General features: G+C 31.9%; 17 protein-coding genes and 1 pseudogene. 16 read left to right on the top strand and 2 right to left on the bottom strand.

Annotated elements, in window-relative coordinates:
- Nucleotides 1-146 precede the first annotated feature (146 nt).
- The 9 genes and pseudogenes from aldA to GQR98_RS19160 all read left to right on the top strand — a co-directional run.
- Nucleotides 147-1,586: an aldehyde dehydrogenase gene (aldA, locus tag GQR98_RS14115; protein ID WP_159020058.1), complete on the top strand. Its 1,440-nt coding sequence runs from the start codon at nt 147-149 to the stop codon at nt 1,584-1,586.
- Between the two features lie 128 nt (nt 1,587-1,714).
- Nucleotides 1,715-3,016, top strand: a complete 1,302-nt coding sequence (fucP, locus tag GQR98_RS14120; protein WP_159020059.1) for an L-fucose:H+ symporter permease — start codon at nt 1,715-1,717, stop codon at nt 3,014-3,016.
- 24 nt (nt 3,017-3,040) lie between these two features.
- Nucleotides 3,041-3,208: a hypothetical protein gene (locus GQR98_RS14125; RefSeq protein ID WP_159020060.1), complete on the top strand. Its 168-nt coding sequence runs from the start codon at nt 3,041-3,043 to the stop codon at nt 3,206-3,208.
- A 43-nt stretch (nt 3,209-3,251) separates the two neighbouring features.
- Nucleotides 3,252-4,418, top strand: coding sequence for an alpha-hydroxy acid oxidase (locus GQR98_RS14130; protein WP_159020061.1), 1,167 nt, complete (start codon nt 3,252-3,254; stop codon nt 4,416-4,418).
- Between the two features lie 549 nt (nt 4,419-4,967).
- On the top strand, nt 4,968-5,819 hold the full coding sequence (locus GQR98_RS14135) for a two-component regulator propeller domain-containing protein (RefSeq protein ID WP_159020062.1): 852 nt from the start codon (nt 4,968-4,970) through the stop codon (nt 5,817-5,819).
- A gap of 90 nt (nt 5,820-5,909) precedes the next feature.
- The gene (locus GQR98_RS19360) at nt 5,910-6,029 is read left to right on the top strand and encodes a two-component regulator propeller domain-containing protein (protein ID WP_410488911.1); all 120 of its coding nucleotides are present in this window, start codon (nt 5,910-5,912) and stop codon (nt 6,027-6,029) included.
- 24 nt (nt 6,030-6,053) lie between these two features.
- Nucleotides 6,054-6,134 carry a two-component regulator propeller domain-containing protein gene (locus tag GQR98_RS19365; protein ID WP_159021174.1) on the top strand — a complete coding sequence of 27 codons (81 nt, stop codon included), beginning with the start codon at nt 6,054-6,056 and terminating at the stop codon, nt 6,132-6,134.
- Between the two features lie 39 nt (nt 6,135-6,173).
- Nucleotides 6,174-6,992, top strand: a complete 819-nt coding sequence (locus GQR98_RS14150) for a two-component regulator propeller domain-containing protein (protein WP_410488912.1) — start codon at nt 6,174-6,176, stop codon at nt 6,990-6,992.
- Nucleotides 6,993-7,068: 76 nt separating this feature from the next.
- A pseudogene (locus GQR98_RS19160) lies at nt 7,069-7,164 on the top strand (HNH endonuclease); the annotation flags it as partial.
- A gap of 62 nt (nt 7,165-7,226) precedes the next feature.
- Here the strand turns inward: GQR98_RS19160 and GQR98_RS14160 are convergent.
- Nucleotides 7,227-8,579, bottom strand: a complete 1,353-nt coding sequence (locus GQR98_RS14160) for a DEAD/DEAH box helicase (protein ID WP_159020064.1) — start codon at nt 8,577-8,579, stop codon at nt 7,227-7,229.
- A 99-nt stretch (nt 8,580-8,678) separates the two neighbouring features.
- Nucleotides 8,679-9,599, bottom strand: coding sequence for an aldose 1-epimerase family protein (locus GQR98_RS14165; protein ID WP_317164193.1), 921 nt, complete (start codon nt 9,597-9,599; stop codon nt 8,679-8,681).
- 105 nt (nt 9,600-9,704) lie between these two features.
- On the opposite strand from GQR98_RS14165, the gene pabB reads away from it, so the two are divergent.
- From pabB to GQR98_RS14195, 7 genes are all read left to right on the top strand, one after another.
- The gene (gene pabB / locus GQR98_RS14170) at nt 9,705-10,997 is read left to right on the top strand and encodes an aminodeoxychorismate synthase component I (RefSeq protein WP_159020065.1); all 1,293 of its coding nucleotides are present in this window, start codon (nt 9,705-9,707) and stop codon (nt 10,995-10,997) included.
- 227 nt (nt 10,998-11,224) lie between these two features.
- A complete protein-coding gene (gene tilS, locus GQR98_RS14175) occupies nt 11,225-12,535 on the top strand; it encodes a tRNA lysidine(34) synthetase TilS (protein ID WP_159020066.1) in 1,311 nt (436 codons plus the stop codon).
- A 63-nt stretch (nt 12,536-12,598) separates the two neighbouring features.
- A complete protein-coding gene (gene ade / locus GQR98_RS14180) occupies nt 12,599-14,218 on the top strand; it encodes an adenine deaminase (protein WP_159020067.1) in 1,620 nt (539 codons plus the stop codon).
- Between the two features lie 61 nt (nt 14,219-14,279).
- Nucleotides 14,280-14,774 carry a spermidine synthase gene (locus GQR98_RS14185; protein WP_159020068.1) on the top strand — a complete coding sequence of 165 codons (495 nt, stop codon included), beginning with the start codon at nt 14,280-14,282 and terminating at the stop codon, nt 14,772-14,774.
- 39 nt (nt 14,775-14,813) lie between these two features.
- Nucleotides 14,814-14,936 (top strand): hypothetical protein, encoded by a 123-nt coding sequence (locus tag GQR98_RS19260; RefSeq protein ID WP_262885136.1) that lies wholly within the window; start codon nt 14,814-14,816, stop codon nt 14,934-14,936.
- A 217-nt stretch (nt 14,937-15,153) separates the two neighbouring features.
- A complete protein-coding gene (locus GQR98_RS14190; protein ID WP_159020069.1) occupies nt 15,154-16,113 on the top strand; it encodes a YheT family hydrolase in 960 nt (319 codons plus the stop codon).
- Between the two features lie 262 nt (nt 16,114-16,375).
- Nucleotides 16,376-16,837, top strand: a complete 462-nt coding sequence (locus GQR98_RS14195) for a (2Fe-2S)-binding protein (RefSeq protein WP_159020070.1) — start codon at nt 16,376-16,378, stop codon at nt 16,835-16,837.
- Nucleotides 16,838-16,846: the final 9 nt, after the last annotated feature.

The raw sequence follows: 16,846 nt of genomic DNA on the forward strand, positions 1-16,846 counted from the left end.
TTTTATTAGACTTGTGCTGTAATTTTGTAATCTAACACGTGAACTTTATTAAAACAGAATGTTTTTAAATTTAAATACGTGTTGCATTAAAATCAGCAAAAAGAAATTTCTTTTTTGTTATTAACTAAACTAAATACACCATTATTATGAAAGAATTTAATCAATACATTAACGGGGAATTCGTGAAATCGACTTCTACTGAAACAACAGAAGTGTTAAATCCATGTACCGAAGATGTGTTATCCCTTATACCTAAGGGCTCTGTCGCAGATGCTAATTTAGCATTGGAAGCAGCGAAAGCCGCGCAACATTCTTGGAAATCCCTTACTGCTGTAGAAAGAGCAAGTTATTTACATAAAATGGCGGATGTAATTCGCGAAAACAGAGTGTTTTTAGCAGAAACATTGGCAAAAGAACAAGCTAAAGTAATTGGTTTAGCACAAGTTGAAATTGATGTAACGGCAGATTATTATGATTATAATGCAGGTTGGGCAAGAAGAATTGAAGGTGAAATTATACAGAGTGATCGTAAAAAAGAACATATTTATTTACATAAAGCACCAATTGGAGTTGCTGTTGGTATTTGCCCATGGAACTTTCCGTTTTTTGTAGCGGCTCGTAAAATAGCACCTTCATTAGTTACAGGGAATACATGTGTACTTAAACCAAGTTGTATTGCACCAAATACTATAATGGAATTTATAAAATTGATTGAAAAAATAAATCTTCCAGCTGGTGTATTAAATGTAGTTTGTGGTACCGGGCCAGTTGTTGGTAATGCTCTAACAACAAGCCCTATTACAGGTATTATAAGTTTAACAGGAAGTGTGTTTGCTGGACAAAAAGTTATGGAAGCTGCTTCAAAAAACATAACCAAAGTATCTTTAGAACTTGGAGGGAAAGCACCTGCAATAGTATGTGCTGATGCTAATTTAGATTTGGCTGTTAATGCAGTTGTATCCTCTAGAGTTATTTTTAGTGGACAAGTTTGTAACTGTGCAGAACGTGTTTATGTTGAAGATTCTATATACGACGAATTTATGGCTAAAGTGACTAAGAAAATGAGCGAAGTAAAAGTTGAAGATGCTTTTTCTGAAAACAATCCAGATATGAGTAGCATGGTTTCTAAGGCTCAGTTTGATAAAGTAGCCGAAATGGTGGAATATGCTAAAAAAGAAGGTGCTGAAGTTGTTGTAGGAGGAGGGCGTTCTACAAATTTTGATAAAGGTTATTTCTATCAACCAACCTTATTAACAAATGTATCACAAAATATGCAAATTATTCAAGAAGAGGTGTTTGGGCCTGTATTACCGGTTATGAAGTTTGGAACTTTAGATGAAGCTATAGCCCTGGCAAACGATAGTGAATATGGTTTAACATCGTCTATATTTTCTGAAAACATTAATAAAGTTATGCATGCTTGCGATCAATTGGATTATGGCGAAACTTACATTAATAGAGAGCATTTTGAAGCTATTCAAGGTTTTCATGCAGGTTGGAAAAAATCAGGATTAGGTGGTGCAGATGGTAAGCATGGTATGGAAGAGTACTTACAAACTAAAGTGGTATATGCACAATACCAATAATATTTTAAAATATTAAGTAAATTGTTTTAGTAAATAAAGCATACTATAATAAATGAAATTCATTTTAAAAATAGTATGCTTTATTTTTCTAAAATAGCGTAGCATTATTAAAAAACCATAACTAAGACATGAAAAGTTTAGAAAAAATACCCGTAGTCTCCAAAGAAGTACTAATCCCATTTATTTTAATTACATCCTTATTTGCTTTATGGGGTTTTGCAAATGATATAACAAACCCTATGGTTGCAGCTTTTAAAACTGTAATGGAAATTTCTACAGCAAAAGCGGCATTGGTCCAATTTGCATTTTATGGAGGATATGCTACTATGGCAATTCCTGCAGCACTTTTTGTTAGAAAATACAGCTATAAAAAAGGCATTTTGTTAGGACTTTCCTTGTATGCTTTTGGAGCTTTATTATTTTATCCAGCAGCAGAGTTTGAAGTTTTTGGATTCTTTTTAGGATCACTTTATATTATAACATTTGGGTTGGCTTTTTTAGAAACAACAGCAAACCCTTACATTTTATCGATGGGTGATAAGCGTACGGCAACACAGCGTTTAAATTTAGCGCAGGCCTTCAATCCAATAGGTTCTCTTTTTGGAATGTTTGTGGCTTCCAAATTTATTCTTGCAGCCTTAGATTCAGAAGTAAGAAATGAAGCGGGCGAATTAATTTTTACCACCTTAGATGAAGCTAAAAAAGCAGTTATTAGAACACACGATTTAACCATTATAAGAAATCCTTATGTTATCCTTGGAATTGTAGTTATATTAATGTTGATTGTTATTGCTGTAGCAAAAATGCCTAAACGAGCTAACAATGATGAACAAGGTTCACCAGCAGAATCTTTTAAAAGATTATTTACTAACGGAAAATACCGTGAAGGTGTTTTTGCCCAATTATTTTATGTGGCTGCGCAAATTATGTGTTGGACATTTATCATTCAATATGCAGATAATTTAGGTATCTCTAAAGAAACCGCTCAAAATTATAATATTGTTGCAATGGGTATCTTTTTAACCAGCAGGTTTATTACTACTTATTTAATGAAATTTGTAAATGCTAAAAAGTTACTGATGATATTTGCGCTATGTGCTATGGTGACTATGTCTGGTGTTATTTTGATTGAAGGTATGATGGGACTTTATTTACTTGTTGCAACGTCTGCTTTTATGTCGTTAATGTTTCCTACTATTTATGGTATAGCACTTAATGGTTTAAGTGAAGAAGATTCTACTCTTGGTGCGGCTGGTTTAGTAATGGCAATTGTTGGAGGGGCTTTAATGCCAATCTTGCAAGGGCATATTATAGATAAGGAAACAATTGGTTCTATGGCAGCTGTTAACGTCTCGTTTATATTGCCTTTTATATGTTTTTGTTTTATAGCTTTTTATGGTTATAGAACACTTAAAGTTTATGCAGATTAATTCATTTTAAAAAATAATACGATTATGGAAATTAAGGGTGAAATTATAGAAGAATTAGGGTTTGAGGCTTCAAAAAATGGTTTTTTTCATGAATGGCAATCTTTAACAGATATGCTTAAAAAAGAAAAAAACATATCTATAAGTGAAGCTTCAGAAATAGCTTTTAGTAAGTTATTTACTGAATTAAATTAAAAATATAAAAAATAGATCTCATTGATAATACTCTTCTAAAAAGATGGCCAAGAAAAAAAAGGAAATTAAAATTAACTCAAAATACCCTTCTATTACCGATTTAAGAAATAGAGCGATGGTAAAAATGCCAAAGTTTGCTTTTGAGTATTTGGATGGTGGCTGTAATGAGGATATAAATTTAGATAAAAACCGTTCAGATCTTCAGAAAGTTGAACTCATGCCTCAGTATTTATCAAAGTTTGATAAATCTGACTTGACAACTGAATTGTTTGGTCATACATATGATGCTCCTTTCGGTATTGCACCTGTTGGTTTGCAAGGTTTAATGTGGCCAAATGCGCCAGAAATATTGGCGAAATCTGCTTTTGAACATAATATACCGTTTATTTTAAGTACAGTAACAACTTCTAGTATAGAGCGTATTGCGGAGATTACAGAAGGGAAATCTTGGTTTCAATTATATCATCCGGCTCAGGAAAAAGTAAAAAGAGGTTTATTGGATAGATCTGCAGCAGCTGGAACAGATGTACTAGTTATTTTAGCTGATGTTCCAACTTTTGGATACAGACCTCGAGATGTACGTAATGGTTTAGCGATGCCACCATCAATGAGCGTGAAAAATATTATTGAAGTTTTTAAGAAACCAGATTGGGCTATTCAAACTTTAATACACGGTCAACCTGCTTTTAAAACTTTAGAACCTTATATGCCTAAAGGATTAAATCTGAAAAAACTAGGTGAATTTATGGATGTTACATTCTCCGGACGATTAAATACCGGCAGAATAGCTTCCATAAGAGAACAGTGGAAAGGTAAATTAGTTATTAAAGGTGTTGTAAGTGAAGAAGATACTGAAAAAGCAATTAGCCTAGGCGTTGATGGTTTAATTGTATCTAATCATGGAGGGCGCCAATTAGATGCAGGGCAATCAACTATAGTACCTATGACCCACTTAGCTAAAAAATATAAGGATAAAATAAAAATCATGGTAGACTCAGGTTTACGTGGCGGACCAGATATTGCAAGAGCCATGGCTAGTGGTGCAGAGTTTACATTTATGGGGCGTAGTTTTATGTATGGTGTTGGTGCTCTGGGAAAAGAAGGTGGTGACCATACTATTTCTTTAATGAAACGTGAGTTTCAACAGGTTATGGAACAGGTTTGCTGTGAGAAAGTAGGAAATTTATCTAATCATATAATAAAAAAGTAATCATAGAACAATTTAACATAATTGAGTTGTAATCATAAAAAATTATTAAGTCTTGATTAACAATTCTCAAAACTTCAAGATGCAAATTAAATTGCTTTTTTTAATGCTCCTAATAAAAAAGGTTATACTTTAAGTGAAGGCAATTTGTGTTCACTAATTATTTAATCAAGAACTATCACTTAGTCATTCAACTGATTACTTGTTTAATTAGGGGTTTTAAGAAACTATAACAATTCATTATAAGGTGTGGTAAAAAAACATTGTTTTTAGTGTAATAATAGGTTGAGTTTTTATATGTCATATATTTGTAAAAATTCATTTAATGTAAGTAGAAATTACGTTATTCATAAATTAAGACTTTAACTATTAGAAACTTCTTGTTTTTAATAATAAATCAAGACTTTTTATGTGCTTACTGAGTGTGTAAATATGTATGTTTAAAACTTTATAAAATTAAACTATACCTAAATTAACGATCAAAGCTAAGTATACTAAGGAATTTAGTGTTTTTTATATTTAAGGAATAATCGTTTTAACTAATTGTAACCTATGAAAATAAGAATAATTCAACTATTGATACTTCTTTTTGCCAGTGTAAGTTACGCACAACAAAAGCAAATAAAGTTAAGCAACCAGCGTATAGAGGCTTTTAATAGTGAACAAGGATTTTATCAAAACACCATACATTCCATTATCTCCGATAATAATGGTTATTTATGGGTGGCTACACCAAATGGTTTAGTGAGGTATGATGGGTATTCTTTCGATTATTATTATCATAATATAGAAAATAAAAACGCCTTACCTAATAATTTTATTTCCAGTCTTTTAAATGACTCAAAGGGAAGATTATGGATTGGAACCCGCGGCGGGATTTGTATTTACTTAACCGATAAAGAAGAGTTTATTCCGGTAGAACACACAATTAAAAAGGAAGTCTTTATTAAAGAAGATGATAAAAAAAGAATTTGGATTGGAGGTTTGGAAAAAATTGAAATATTTGATGCAAGCAGTGATAACTTACAAAAGGTAGATAAGATTGGTGAAATTAGTTTAACAGATATTTTAAAAGGAAACGTTATTACAGATGTTGAATTTCTCTCAAATTCGGAATTATTAGTATCTACGTCGCATAAAATATTTAAGATTGTTTTTAATCAAAATGATAATTATTCTCATACTGTTTTAGAAGTAAAATTAGATGCGAATATTAAACATATAAGTGAAATTATTAAAATTAATAATTCAATATGGCTTGGCACACAAACTGGTCTGTATCAAACCTTTTATGAAAATAATCAGTTAATTAAGGTTGGAGATTATTTTATAGAGGATAGTAAAAACACAGCTGAAAGCTTCGATATTTTATCTTTATTTCTAGATAAAGACAGTAATTTATGAATAGGAACTAGAGATAACGGTGATATAAAATATGATGTTAAACATGCCGAATTCACGTCTTTTCAATACAATTCAAAATACAAAAATGTAATAACTAGTAATCGGGTTAATTGCTTTTTTGAAGATAATTTTGGAGTATTATGGATAGGAACGGCACATGGTGGGTTAAATAAATTTGATAAAAACTTAAAGGATTTTCAAAATTACTAGCATAATGCATTCGATGATAAGTCTTTGTCTAGCAATTTAATTACAGATTTAGTAGAGGATAAAGAAGGTGAAATTTGGGTGTCTTTTTTTGGAAGTACAATTTGAAAATCTTCAGGTCCATTAGATCTTGATAGCGGAAAAAGAATTTCATTTAATAGATTACAAAATCAATTAAAAACGCTTGAAGATCAATGGGTTTTATCTTTGTATCAAGATCAAAAAGGCTATTGGTGGATTGGTGCCAATAAAGGCATTTTTTTATATGATGAAACCAATGATAAACTGCGTCTTATTCAATTAAATAGTAATGGAACTTCCGAAACTTTAATATTTAACCGGGTTATTGAACAAGTAAATTCCAACCAAATTTTACTAGCGGGACAAAAAGTGTTTTTATTAACCAACCCATGGGACGCTATTTTAAATGATAAAGCCATTGAGATAGAAAACGAATTATTTGACGCCGGAAATAGTAATCAAATTAATGATTATGCTAAAGATAGTTTTGGTAATCATTGGTTTACTAGTAGTAAGGGCGTATTTCGTGTAGAAGTACAAACGGACCATTGGTTGGTTAAAGATTATTTTACAACAAGCTCTAAAAATAAAAGTTTGGCACTAAGTTATAATCATGTTTTTAGCATACATGTGGCTTCCAATAAAACAGTATGGCTCGGTACTTATGGAGGAGGGTTAATGCGAGTGGATTTAGATGCTAAAGGCATACCAGAAAATATAAAAAGTTATCATAGAAATGACGGACTTCGGGATGAAGTAATTTATGGGATTTTAGAAGATAGCGAAGGCATGCTTTGGATGAGTACCGATATGGGGATTTGTTATTTGAATCTAAATGATGAGGTTTTTAATTTTTATGATGTTAATGATGGTGTTTTAAGTAATAATTTCCGGCAGTCAGCATTTTTAAAGACAAGAGAAGGTATTATGTTAATGGGGGAGTAGATGGTTTAACGGTCTTTAATCTAAAACAAATTATAAAAAATATAAATGCGCCTAAAGTTTGTAGGGAAGCCTACAACGCATTAAAATGATAGCGAAACAATTCGGGATTTCAGAAATGCAAGTATATTGCGTGGCTTCTGGTGCAAACTGGAAACATGTCACAGATTATTGAAAATAAAAAGAGGTTAACTTTTCAGCTAACCTCTTTTTATTCTTTATAATTAGGTGTTAACCTTATTTATTCTTGTTACGTTTATTGTAGTTTTTATCACCACGTGTTTTAGGTTTTTTATATTTCGCAGCAATTTTAAATTTGTACGATCCACCTAAATTTTCTTTAGAGTTCTTTTCAGATTTCTCATGAAAAGCAGGCCCAGGAGCATCTTCATCCTTACGTTTTATAGGATTGTAATGTTCTTTAATTTCTGCGCGTTCTTCATCAATTTGCTCTGTAGAAATTTCAACAGTTTCGGGTATTTCCAAAACAGGAATTTGCATATTCATTAAAGCTTCAATGTGTTCAACTAGCACCGTTTCTTTTACAGTAGACAATAATAAAGATTCGCCTTCACGTTCAGCACGACCAGTTCTACCAATTCTGTGCATATAGTTTTCAGGGAAATCTGGCGTATCAAAGTTAATAACATGTGATACGTTATCAATATCCAAACCACGTGCCATAACGTCGGTTGCAATTAAAATACGGTTATGCCCTTCTCTAAATTGCTCAATACTTCTAAGTCTGTAATTTTGTGTTTTATTAGAGTGAATAACGCAAAGTTCATCATGAAAAATTTCATCTAATTGATCAAACAATCGATCTGCCATACGTTTGTAAGCCACAAATATCAAAACTCTACTATATTTTTCTGTATCTCTCAATAAGTGAGAAAGCAAGTTTACTTTAGTGTAAAAGTTAGGAACGTTGTAGCGCTCTTGTTTAATATTTTCTAGAGGAGCACCAGAAACAGCGATAGAAACGCGTTCCGGATTTTTAAAGAAATCGTTAAGTAAAACATCAACATCCTGCGTCATCGTAGCTGAGAACATAATGTTTTGTCTCTTAGGAGGTAGAATATCAAAAATATTAATTAATTGATGTCTAAATCCTAAATCTAGCATAACATCAACTTCATCAATCACTAATTTCTGAATAGATTTTAGTTGTAAAACACGACTTAAAGCCAAATCGTACATACGACCTGGTGTGGCAACTAAAATATCAATACCTTCAGCAATAGCTCTTTTCTGCGTGTTAATATTAGTTCCTCCATAAACACCTAATACGCGAGTATTAACGTATTTAGATAATTTTTCAATTTCATCTACAACCTGTACAACAAGTTCACGTGTTGGTACTAAAACCAAAACACGCGGGTTTTCCTGCATTGAATATTTTAAATTTTTTAAAATAGGTAGCATGTAGGCAAACGTTTTACCGGTACCTGTTTGAGCAATACCAACCACGTCTTTACCCGAGCTAACAACGTTAAAAGCTTCTGCTTGTATCGGTGTAGGCGTAGTAAAGCCCAAATCGTCCAGAGCGTTATATAATGGTGTATTTAAATTTAAATCTTGAAAAGTCACAATGGTAAGTTTAAGCGGCAAAGTTAAGCTATTTTTTAGAACCTTAGCTAATTGAAAACTTGTTGTTTTACGAGCTAAGTTTATCTGTCATTTACGTGTTTACTCTAAATGTGCTTTTGCAATAGCAATATGGTAACTTGCTGTAAAACTTTGTTTAGAATCTAGTTTTAGAACACCTTCTTTTGTCATGAAATCTTGATTTGTGTTTTCATTATCTGCAATGCCTAACCAAGGCTCAATACAAACGTAATCTCCACTTGGCTTGGCCCAAATACCTAAGTACGGGAAGTTTGGGTAGCTTACATTTAGTATTTCTCCATTCAATTTACTTTTTAAGCTAACACGTCTCGATTTTAAGTCTTTAAAAACAAGGGCATCATCATTAAACAAATCATGCTTTAAGGGTAATAGATTAGTATTATTAAAAACAGGTTCGGTCTTAGATGAAATTAAACCGCTTTCCATATTAATACAATGCGTTTTAGAGTTTTCGGCATGTTCAAATTCTAAAAAATAATCATCATAAGTTTCATTTTCAAAAACAGGACATTTAAAAGCAGGGTGACCGCCTAGAGAAAAATAGAGCGATTTATCGTCAATATTGTTTACGGTATGTTTTATTTCAAGCGTATTTTCTGTTAAAATATAAGAGATAAAAAACTCAAATTTAAACGGATATATTTTCAATAACTCATCGTTATAAGTCAGTTTAAACGTAATACTGTTTTCTGTTTGTTCTGTAACTTCCAGGTCGTTACTATGTCTAATAAAACCATGTTTAGGCAAGCTGTATTCGTTATTATCAAAAGTGTAAATATTATTTTTTAAAGCACCAATAATTGGAAATAAATTTGGAGCAATACCACTCCAAATATCAGGATTACCATCCCACATAAAATCAGTATTGTTCTTAACCGATGTTATTTTACTTAGTTCGGCTCCCGTTTTATTAATGGCTATTTTAAGTAATTTATTCTGTAAAGTGTACATAGTTATTTTTAAAATTGGTATTATGGACAAAATTTACATTTTTTTATGGAAACTCATTAACTTTACCGAATAATATTTTTTAATCGAATAGATCTAGAATACTAGAACAAGAAAAATAGCTTATTAAATTCCCTTTTGAGAACAAAACAAATTTATAATCCAGAAAATACCGCCGATTTTAAAAATCAATTATTGATTTGGAGTCAACAATTCGACGAAGTTATTTGGTTAGATTCCAATCAATACGAGCAACAATACTCAAGTTACGATGCTATTTTGGCGGTAGAAGCTTTTACAAGTATTCAAACCGATTATCACGATGGTTTCGAAAAATTAAAAGAATATCAAACCTTAGCAAACGATTGGGTTTTTGGGTATTTAACCTACGATTTAAAAAACGATGTAGAGGCTCTAAAATCTCAGAATACCGACGGTTTAGAGTTTCCTGATTTGTCTTTTTTTCAACCTAAAAAAATTTTTTTATTTAAAGATAATCAAGTTGAAATTCAGTATTTAAAATTTGTAGATGATGAGATTCAACCCGATTTAGAAGATATTCTAAAAGCCAAAGAAGTCGTTACAAATCCTGAAGAAAATAACATAAAAATAAAGCTTAAAATACATAAGGATGAGTATTTCGAAAAAGTAAATACGCTTCTTAATCACATCCATAGTGGCGATATTTACGAAGCCAATTTTTGTCAAGAATTTTATGCTGAAAACACCCAAATTTCTCCTTTAGAAACCTATAATAAGCTTAATGCGATTTCAAAACCGCCTTTTGCAGCTTTCGTAAAACTTTACGATAAATTTGCTTTAAGTGCTTCGCCAGAGCGTTATATCAAAAAGGAAAGTCAGCATATTATTTCGCAACCTATAAAAGGTACAGCAAAACGATCTTTAGATAAAACGGAAGATAATGAGTTGAAAAACAACTTAATTGCAGACGAAAAGGAGCGAAGCGAAAATATTATGATTGTAGATTTAGTACGTAACGATCTTTCAAAAACGGCCACAAAAGGCAGTGTTAAAGTAGAGGAGCTTTGCAAAATTTATACCTTCGATCAAGTACATCAAATGATTTCCACGGTTACTTCCGAAGTAAAACCAGAAACGCACCCAGTTGATATTCTAAAAAGCACATTCCCGATGGGGAGTATGACGGGCGCTCCCAAAATTTCTGCTATGAAAATTATCGAGAAACTCGAAGCTACTAAACGCGGATTATATTCTGGAGCCATAGGTTATTTTACACCCGAAAACGACTTCGATTTCAATGTGGTTATCCGCACCATTTTGTACAATGCCACACAAAAATACGTGTCTTACTCCGTTGGTGGAGCCATTACAGCAAAAAGTGATCCGCTTAAGGAATACGAAGAATGTCTAGTGAAAGCGAAAGCTATGCGTACGGTTTTAGAGAATTAAATTACTTTGGGCGCAACCCGAAAAGGGTCGGGCTTTCACTACTCAATCTGCTTGTTTTTTAGGAAAACAAGCAGGATTTCAAACAAACCGTTCAATCCCTTGCGCGTATATCTGTTAAGTTTTGAACAGCTTTGAACAATGGTTTATTTGCGCAATTGATTTCTTTTTACTTCTTATAAGCTCTGTAAATCTTTATGAATAATCAAAATAAACACTAAATTTGAAACATGCTTAAAAACCTTCAAAACCATATCAATAAAAATCTTGCATTTTTAAACGAAAGCAAAATCCTAATTGCTATATCTGGAGGAATCGACAGCGTTGTTTTAACACATTTATGCCATCAATTAAAACTTAATATTGCCTTAGCGCACTGTAATTTTCATTTAAGAGGAGAAGAAAGTAATGGAGATGAGCAATCGGTGAAAAAGTTCGCCGATAGTTTGGGTTTAGAAGTTTTTGTTCAAAATTTTGACACCGAAAATTATGCTAAAACCAACAAGCAATCCATTCAAATTGCAGCTCGAGAGTTGCGTTACAATTGGTTCGAAGATTTAGCAAATCAATTAGAATTCGATTATATTTTAACAGCCCATCATGCCGATGATAACCTCGAAACATTTTTAATAAACTTTACAAGAGGTACTGGTTTAGAAGGTTTAACGGGGATTCCTGAAGTCAATACTATTTTTGTTCGTCCGTTATTACCATTTTCTAGTGAAGCTATCGAGCATTATGCCAAAGCAAATAATATCGCTTGGCGAGATGATAGTAGTAATGCTTCTACTAAATATGTCCGTAATAAATTGCGCCACAATTTAATACCGATTTTAAAAGAAATAAACCCGAGTTTATTACAAAGCTTTCAAACAACGCTTAGTAATTTAAGCGACACCACGGATCTTGTAAAAGATAGTGTGGATAATCTTTTAAGTAAAGCCATTGTTTCTCAAGATGATGATAAAACGGTATTTAAAATTTCAGAATTTAAAAGTTTAAGGAATCCGAAAGCGTATTTATTCGAAGTTTTTAAAGATTATGGATTTACCGAATGGAATGATGTTTTAAACTTACTGGATGCGGAATCTGGAAAGCAATTGTTTTCTGCAACACACCGCTTAATAAAAAATAGAGCGCATTTATTATTAAGTAAAATTAATAATGAAACAGAAGAAAATATTTTAATTTCAAAAGAAGAAAAACAAATAGAATCCCCTTTTGGATTATTGTTTTTTGATGAAGCCGATGCTATTTTTGGAAAACGTACAGAGGTTATTTATGTCGATGAAGATACTTTAGAGTACCCTTTAACTTTGCGAAAATGGGAAGACGGCGACTTTTTTCATCCGCTAGGGATGTCGGGTAAAAAGAAAATTAGCAAATATTTAAAAGATGAGAAACTATCACTTTTAGATAAGGAGCAGGTTTGGGTGTTGTGCTCTAACAATGCTATTGTTTGGGTTGTAAATAGGCGTGCAGACAATCGTTTTAAGGTTACCGAAAACACTAAAAATATTTTAAAAATTACATTACAATAGTTTGTTCAATTTATTCCAAAATAGCTTTTGGAGTATTAACAAAACTATCAAAACATATAAGTCATGATATTACAAGGCCAAATAGTCGATATACAAAATAAGCGTATTTATAAAGGTGAAATTACCATTGAAAACGGTAAAATTTCATCTATAACAGAAGCAGAACATAATGTTAATCATTACATACTTCCTGGTTTCGTAGATGCACATATACATATAGAAAGTTCTATGTTAGTGCCTAGTGAGTTTGCGCGTTTAGCTGTAACTCATGGTACTGTTGCAACAGTTTCCGATCCGCACGAAATTGCCAATGTTTTAGGTGTAAAAGGTGTAGAGTTTATGATTGAAAACGGAAAAAAAGTACCGTTTAAATTTAACTTTGGAGCACCATCTTGTGTGCCTGCAACAACTTTTGAATCGGCTGGAGCTGTTATAGATTCCGATGATATCAAAATCCTTTTAGAAAATCCAGATATTAAATATTTGGCAGAAATGATGAATTATCCTGGCGTTTTATTTAATGACGATGAAGTTATGAAAAAGATAGCTTGGGCAAAATATTTTAACAAACCTGTTGATGGACATGCACCGGGATTAAGAGGTGATGATGTTTCAAAATATATTAGAGCGGGAATTTCTACAGATCATGAATGTTTTACTTATGATGAAGCTTTAGAGAAGCTTCAAAAAGGTATGAAAATTTTAATTCGAGAGGGAAGTGCAGCCAAAAATTTTGAAGCTTTAATCGATTTATTACCAGAATATTTCGAAAACATGATGTTTTGTAGTGATGATAAACATCCTGACGATTTAATTCTTAATCATATTAATAAATTATGTGCAAGAGCCGTTGCCAAAGGCATCGATGTTTTTAAAGTATTGCAAGCGGCTTGCATAAACCCAGTGAAGCACTATAATTTAGATGTGGGTTTATTACAAATTAATGATGTTGCCGATTGTATTGTGGTAGAAGATTTAAAAGATTTTAAAACACTTCAAACCTATATCAATGGTGAATTGGTTTCAGATAACGGTAAGTCGTTAATTAAGCCAGTTTCTTTTACAAATTTGAATAATTTCAACTGTACTAAAAAAGAAATTTCAGATTTTAAAGTCGCGTCATCATCAGATAAAATAAGAGTTATTGAAGCTTTAGAAGGGCAGCTTGTAACTAATGAATTAATTGAAGATTCGTTAATTGAGGACGGTAATCTTGTTTCAAATACCGAAAAAGATATTTTGAAAATGACGGTTGTTAATCGCTACAACGATCAAAAACCAGCCATGGCATTTATAAAAAACTTCGGATTAAAAGAAGGTGCTATAGCATCATCGGTTGGTCACGATTCTCACAATATTATTGCTGTTGGAGTTTCCGACGAAATGATTTGCAAGGCTGTTAATTTATTAATAGAAAATAAAGGTGGTATTTGTGCCATTACTACTTCCGAAGAAAAAATAGTATCCTTACCTGTAGCAGGAATCATGAGTGATAAAGATGGTGAAACTATTGGCAAACAATATGCTGATCTTGATGTTATGGCGAAACAATTGGGGTCTAATTTAAATGCGCCTTACATGACGCTTTCATTTATGGCATTGTTAGTTATTCCTTCGTTAAAACTAAGTGATAAAGGTTTATTTAACGGAACAGATTTTAAATTTACATCACTAGATGCTTAGAGTTTCAGCTGCTTAATAACAATCTAAATTTAACGTAACACATTAAGTTATATTTCTTTCAATGAAAAAAATATTAAGTTATATATGGCCTGTAACAGCTAAAACTATCGATTCTGATACCAATGGGAAGTTAGAAATAACCTATTATAATGGTAAAAAAATGCTCAATACTAAAGATGCTAACTATTCTTATGGATCCCTTCAAAAAATTCTAGAATATGCACTTTCTAAAATTGAGTTTGATAATGTTAAACATGTTCTTATATTGGGGTTGGGAGGCGGTAGCGTTATATCTTCTTTAAGAAAAAAGTTTGACTTTAATGGGGATATTCAAGCAGTAGATATTGACGAAAAAATTATAGCCATTGCTAAAAATGATTTTGATATTTGTACTTCGCACAACCTAACGATAAGTAAATATGATGCTTATAAATTTGTTAAAAAGAATAATAAAAAACATGATTTAATCATTATTGATTTATTTATTAATAACGAAGTTCCAGATCAATTTTATTCTGTTATTTTTTGTGAGAATATTTCAAAATTGGTTAACTAAAACGGATATTTCATTTTTAATTTAGGTTTAAAAGGAAAAATGACAGAGAAAACAGAGCAAGTAATTGCTTATTTTGAAAAGTCAATTTACTTTGAAACATCACTTTTTAAAAATATTGAAGGAACAAATAGTGTGCTTATCGGTCGACAAAACAACAGTTAAACTACTTTTAATTTATCCTGTGTTTTTGTATTCTTACTAAAATTATTCTTAGTTTTTTGTTTTATTTCTGTTGGGTTACATATTTTTTTATTGACATAACAAACTATGTATAATCATTATTAAGAAATGCTAGAATAAAACTGTTTGTAATTTAACTACTTTTGTTCTTTAGAGTAAAAAATATTTGTTTTTCAGTAACAACTAATAACTATAAATAATGCCAATATTAACATCGACCTACAAACCTAAGTTTTATTTTAAAAGTGGCTTTGTTTCTACGGTATATTCTGGGCTTGTTCGTAAAATTTATTTAGAGCAAGAGCGCGAACGTTTAATATTAAGCGATGGCGATTTTATTGATTTAGACTGGAGCTTTTCCGAAGAAAAAAGTAAAGCATGTATTGTGTTGCTTCATGGTTTAGAAGGGCATGCACAACGTCCTTATTTAACGGGTGCTGCAAAGCTTTTTAATGCGAATGAAATAGATGCGGTATCAGTTAATTTTAGAGGTTGTTCGGGTGAGATTAATACGAAATTTAGAAGTTATCATTCTGGTGCTACTGAAGATTTGGTTGATATTATTCAACACCTTATTTCAGAAAAAAAATATGAAACTATCTACCTTAAAGGGATTAGTTTAGGAGCTAATATTATTTTAAAATATTTAGGCGAACGTGATCATGTTCCCACGGAAGTTAAAGCTGCCATTGCAATCTCCGCACCCTGCGATTTAAATGGTGCCTGTGTAGAATTACATAGATTGAAAAATAGTGCTTATGCAAGTCGTTTTTTGAGTCATTTAAAAGCGTCTTTAAAATTAAAAATGGAAAAATTCCCAGATGAAATGTCTTTAGAAACGTTTAATTCTATAAAAACGTTAAGAGATTTTGATAATGTTTATACCTCAAAAGCACATGGATTTGCAGATGCCGCGGACTATTACGAAAAAAGTAGTAGCCGACAATTTCTACCAAATATAAAAACGCCTACGTTAATTATTAATGCATTAAATGATTCGTTTTTATCTCCTGAATGTTATCCTGTAAAAGAAGCAAAAAACAATCCGAATTTATTTTTAGAAATGCCAGAACATGGCGGACATGTTGGTTTTGTTTCTAAAAATAACGTCTACTATAATGAGCAACGTGCTTTGGAATTTGTGCGCAGTTTGAATTAAATTTTAAGTTTCAAATCAGCTCGTATTTTCAACTTTCTGAGACTATTACTTTATATATATTCAAAATACATTTAAGACTAAACAATATTTTTACATTTAATAATTCATGCCATTATTTTGCCAATTTTTTATAATATCATTTTTTGAAAGGGTAAAATAGGAGGAAGGTGAGATCGGTTAGAGTCGGTTAATCCCATGTTAAAATAATCAGTTAGCAACATTTTTATTCTATTTTTAATATCTTAATACCAAAATATAAATCATGCCAACATTCAACTTAAAAGTTAACAACGAAAAACATACGGTCGAAGCCGATGCTGATACGCCTTTATTGTGGGTTCTACGGGATAAAATTAATCTTGTGGGTACTAAATTCGGCTGTGGTATTGGGCAATGCGGAGCCTGTACAGTGCATGTAGATGGTAACGCGACTAGAAGTTGTTTGTTGAAAATTTCTCAAGCTGAAGGCTTAAATATAACGACCATTGAAGGGCTTTCTGAATATGGCGATCACCCGGTTCAACAAGCCTGGAAAGAGGTTGACGTTCCGCAATGTGGTTATTGTCAAGCTGGACAAATTATGACAGCTTCGGCTTTTTTAAAAACAAATCCTAGTCCTTCACAAACTGAAATACGAGATGCCATGCATGGGAATATTTGCAGATGTGCAGCTTACAATAGTATTGAGGAAGCAGTAAAAGTGGCTTCAGAAAAATTAAGTTAATCAACCTAA

Source organism: Algibacter sp. L3A6 (assembly GCF_009796825.1).
Classification (GTDB): Bacteria; Bacteroidota; Bacteroidia; order Flavobacteriales; family Flavobacteriaceae; genus Algibacter.

Bases quoted from the DNA above. Each gene is read 5' to 3' on its own strand.
- aldA (WP_159020058.1), top strand. From the start codon at position 147: ATGAAAGAATTTAATCAATACATTAACGGGGAATTCGTGAAATCGACT.
- GQR98_RS14130 (WP_159020061.1), top strand. From the start codon at position 3,252: ATGGCCAAGAAAAAAAAGGAAATTAAAATTAACTCAAAATACCCTTCT.
- ade (WP_159020067.1), top strand. From the start codon at position 12,599: ATGATATTACAAGGCCAAATAGTCGATATACAAAATAAGCGTATTTAT.
- GQR98_RS14190 (WP_159020069.1), top strand. From the start codon at position 15,154: ATGCCAATATTAACATCGACCTACAAACCTAAGTTTTATTTTAAAAGT.
- GQR98_RS14125 (WP_159020060.1), top strand. From the start codon at position 3,041: ATGGAAATTAAGGGTGAAATTATAGAAGAATTAGGGTTTGAGGCTTCA.
- GQR98_RS14195 (WP_159020070.1), top strand. From the start codon at position 16,376: ATGCCAACATTCAACTTAAAAGTTAACAACGAAAAACATACGGTCGAA.
- tilS (WP_159020066.1), top strand. From the start codon at position 11,225: ATGCTTAAAAACCTTCAAAACCATATCAATAAAAATCTTGCATTTTTA.
- GQR98_RS19260 (WP_262885136.1), top strand. From the start codon at position 14,814: ATGACAGAGAAAACAGAGCAAGTAATTGCTTATTTTGAAAAGTCAATT.
- fucP (WP_159020059.1), top strand. From the start codon at position 1,715: ATGAAAAGTTTAGAAAAAATACCCGTAGTCTCCAAAGAAGTACTAATC.
- GQR98_RS14135 (WP_159020062.1), top strand. From the start codon at position 4,968: ATGAAAATAAGAATAATTCAACTATTGATACTTCTTTTTGCCAGTGTA.
- GQR98_RS14185 (WP_159020068.1), top strand. From the start codon at position 14,280: ATGAAAAAAATATTAAGTTATATATGGCCTGTAACAGCTAAAACTATC.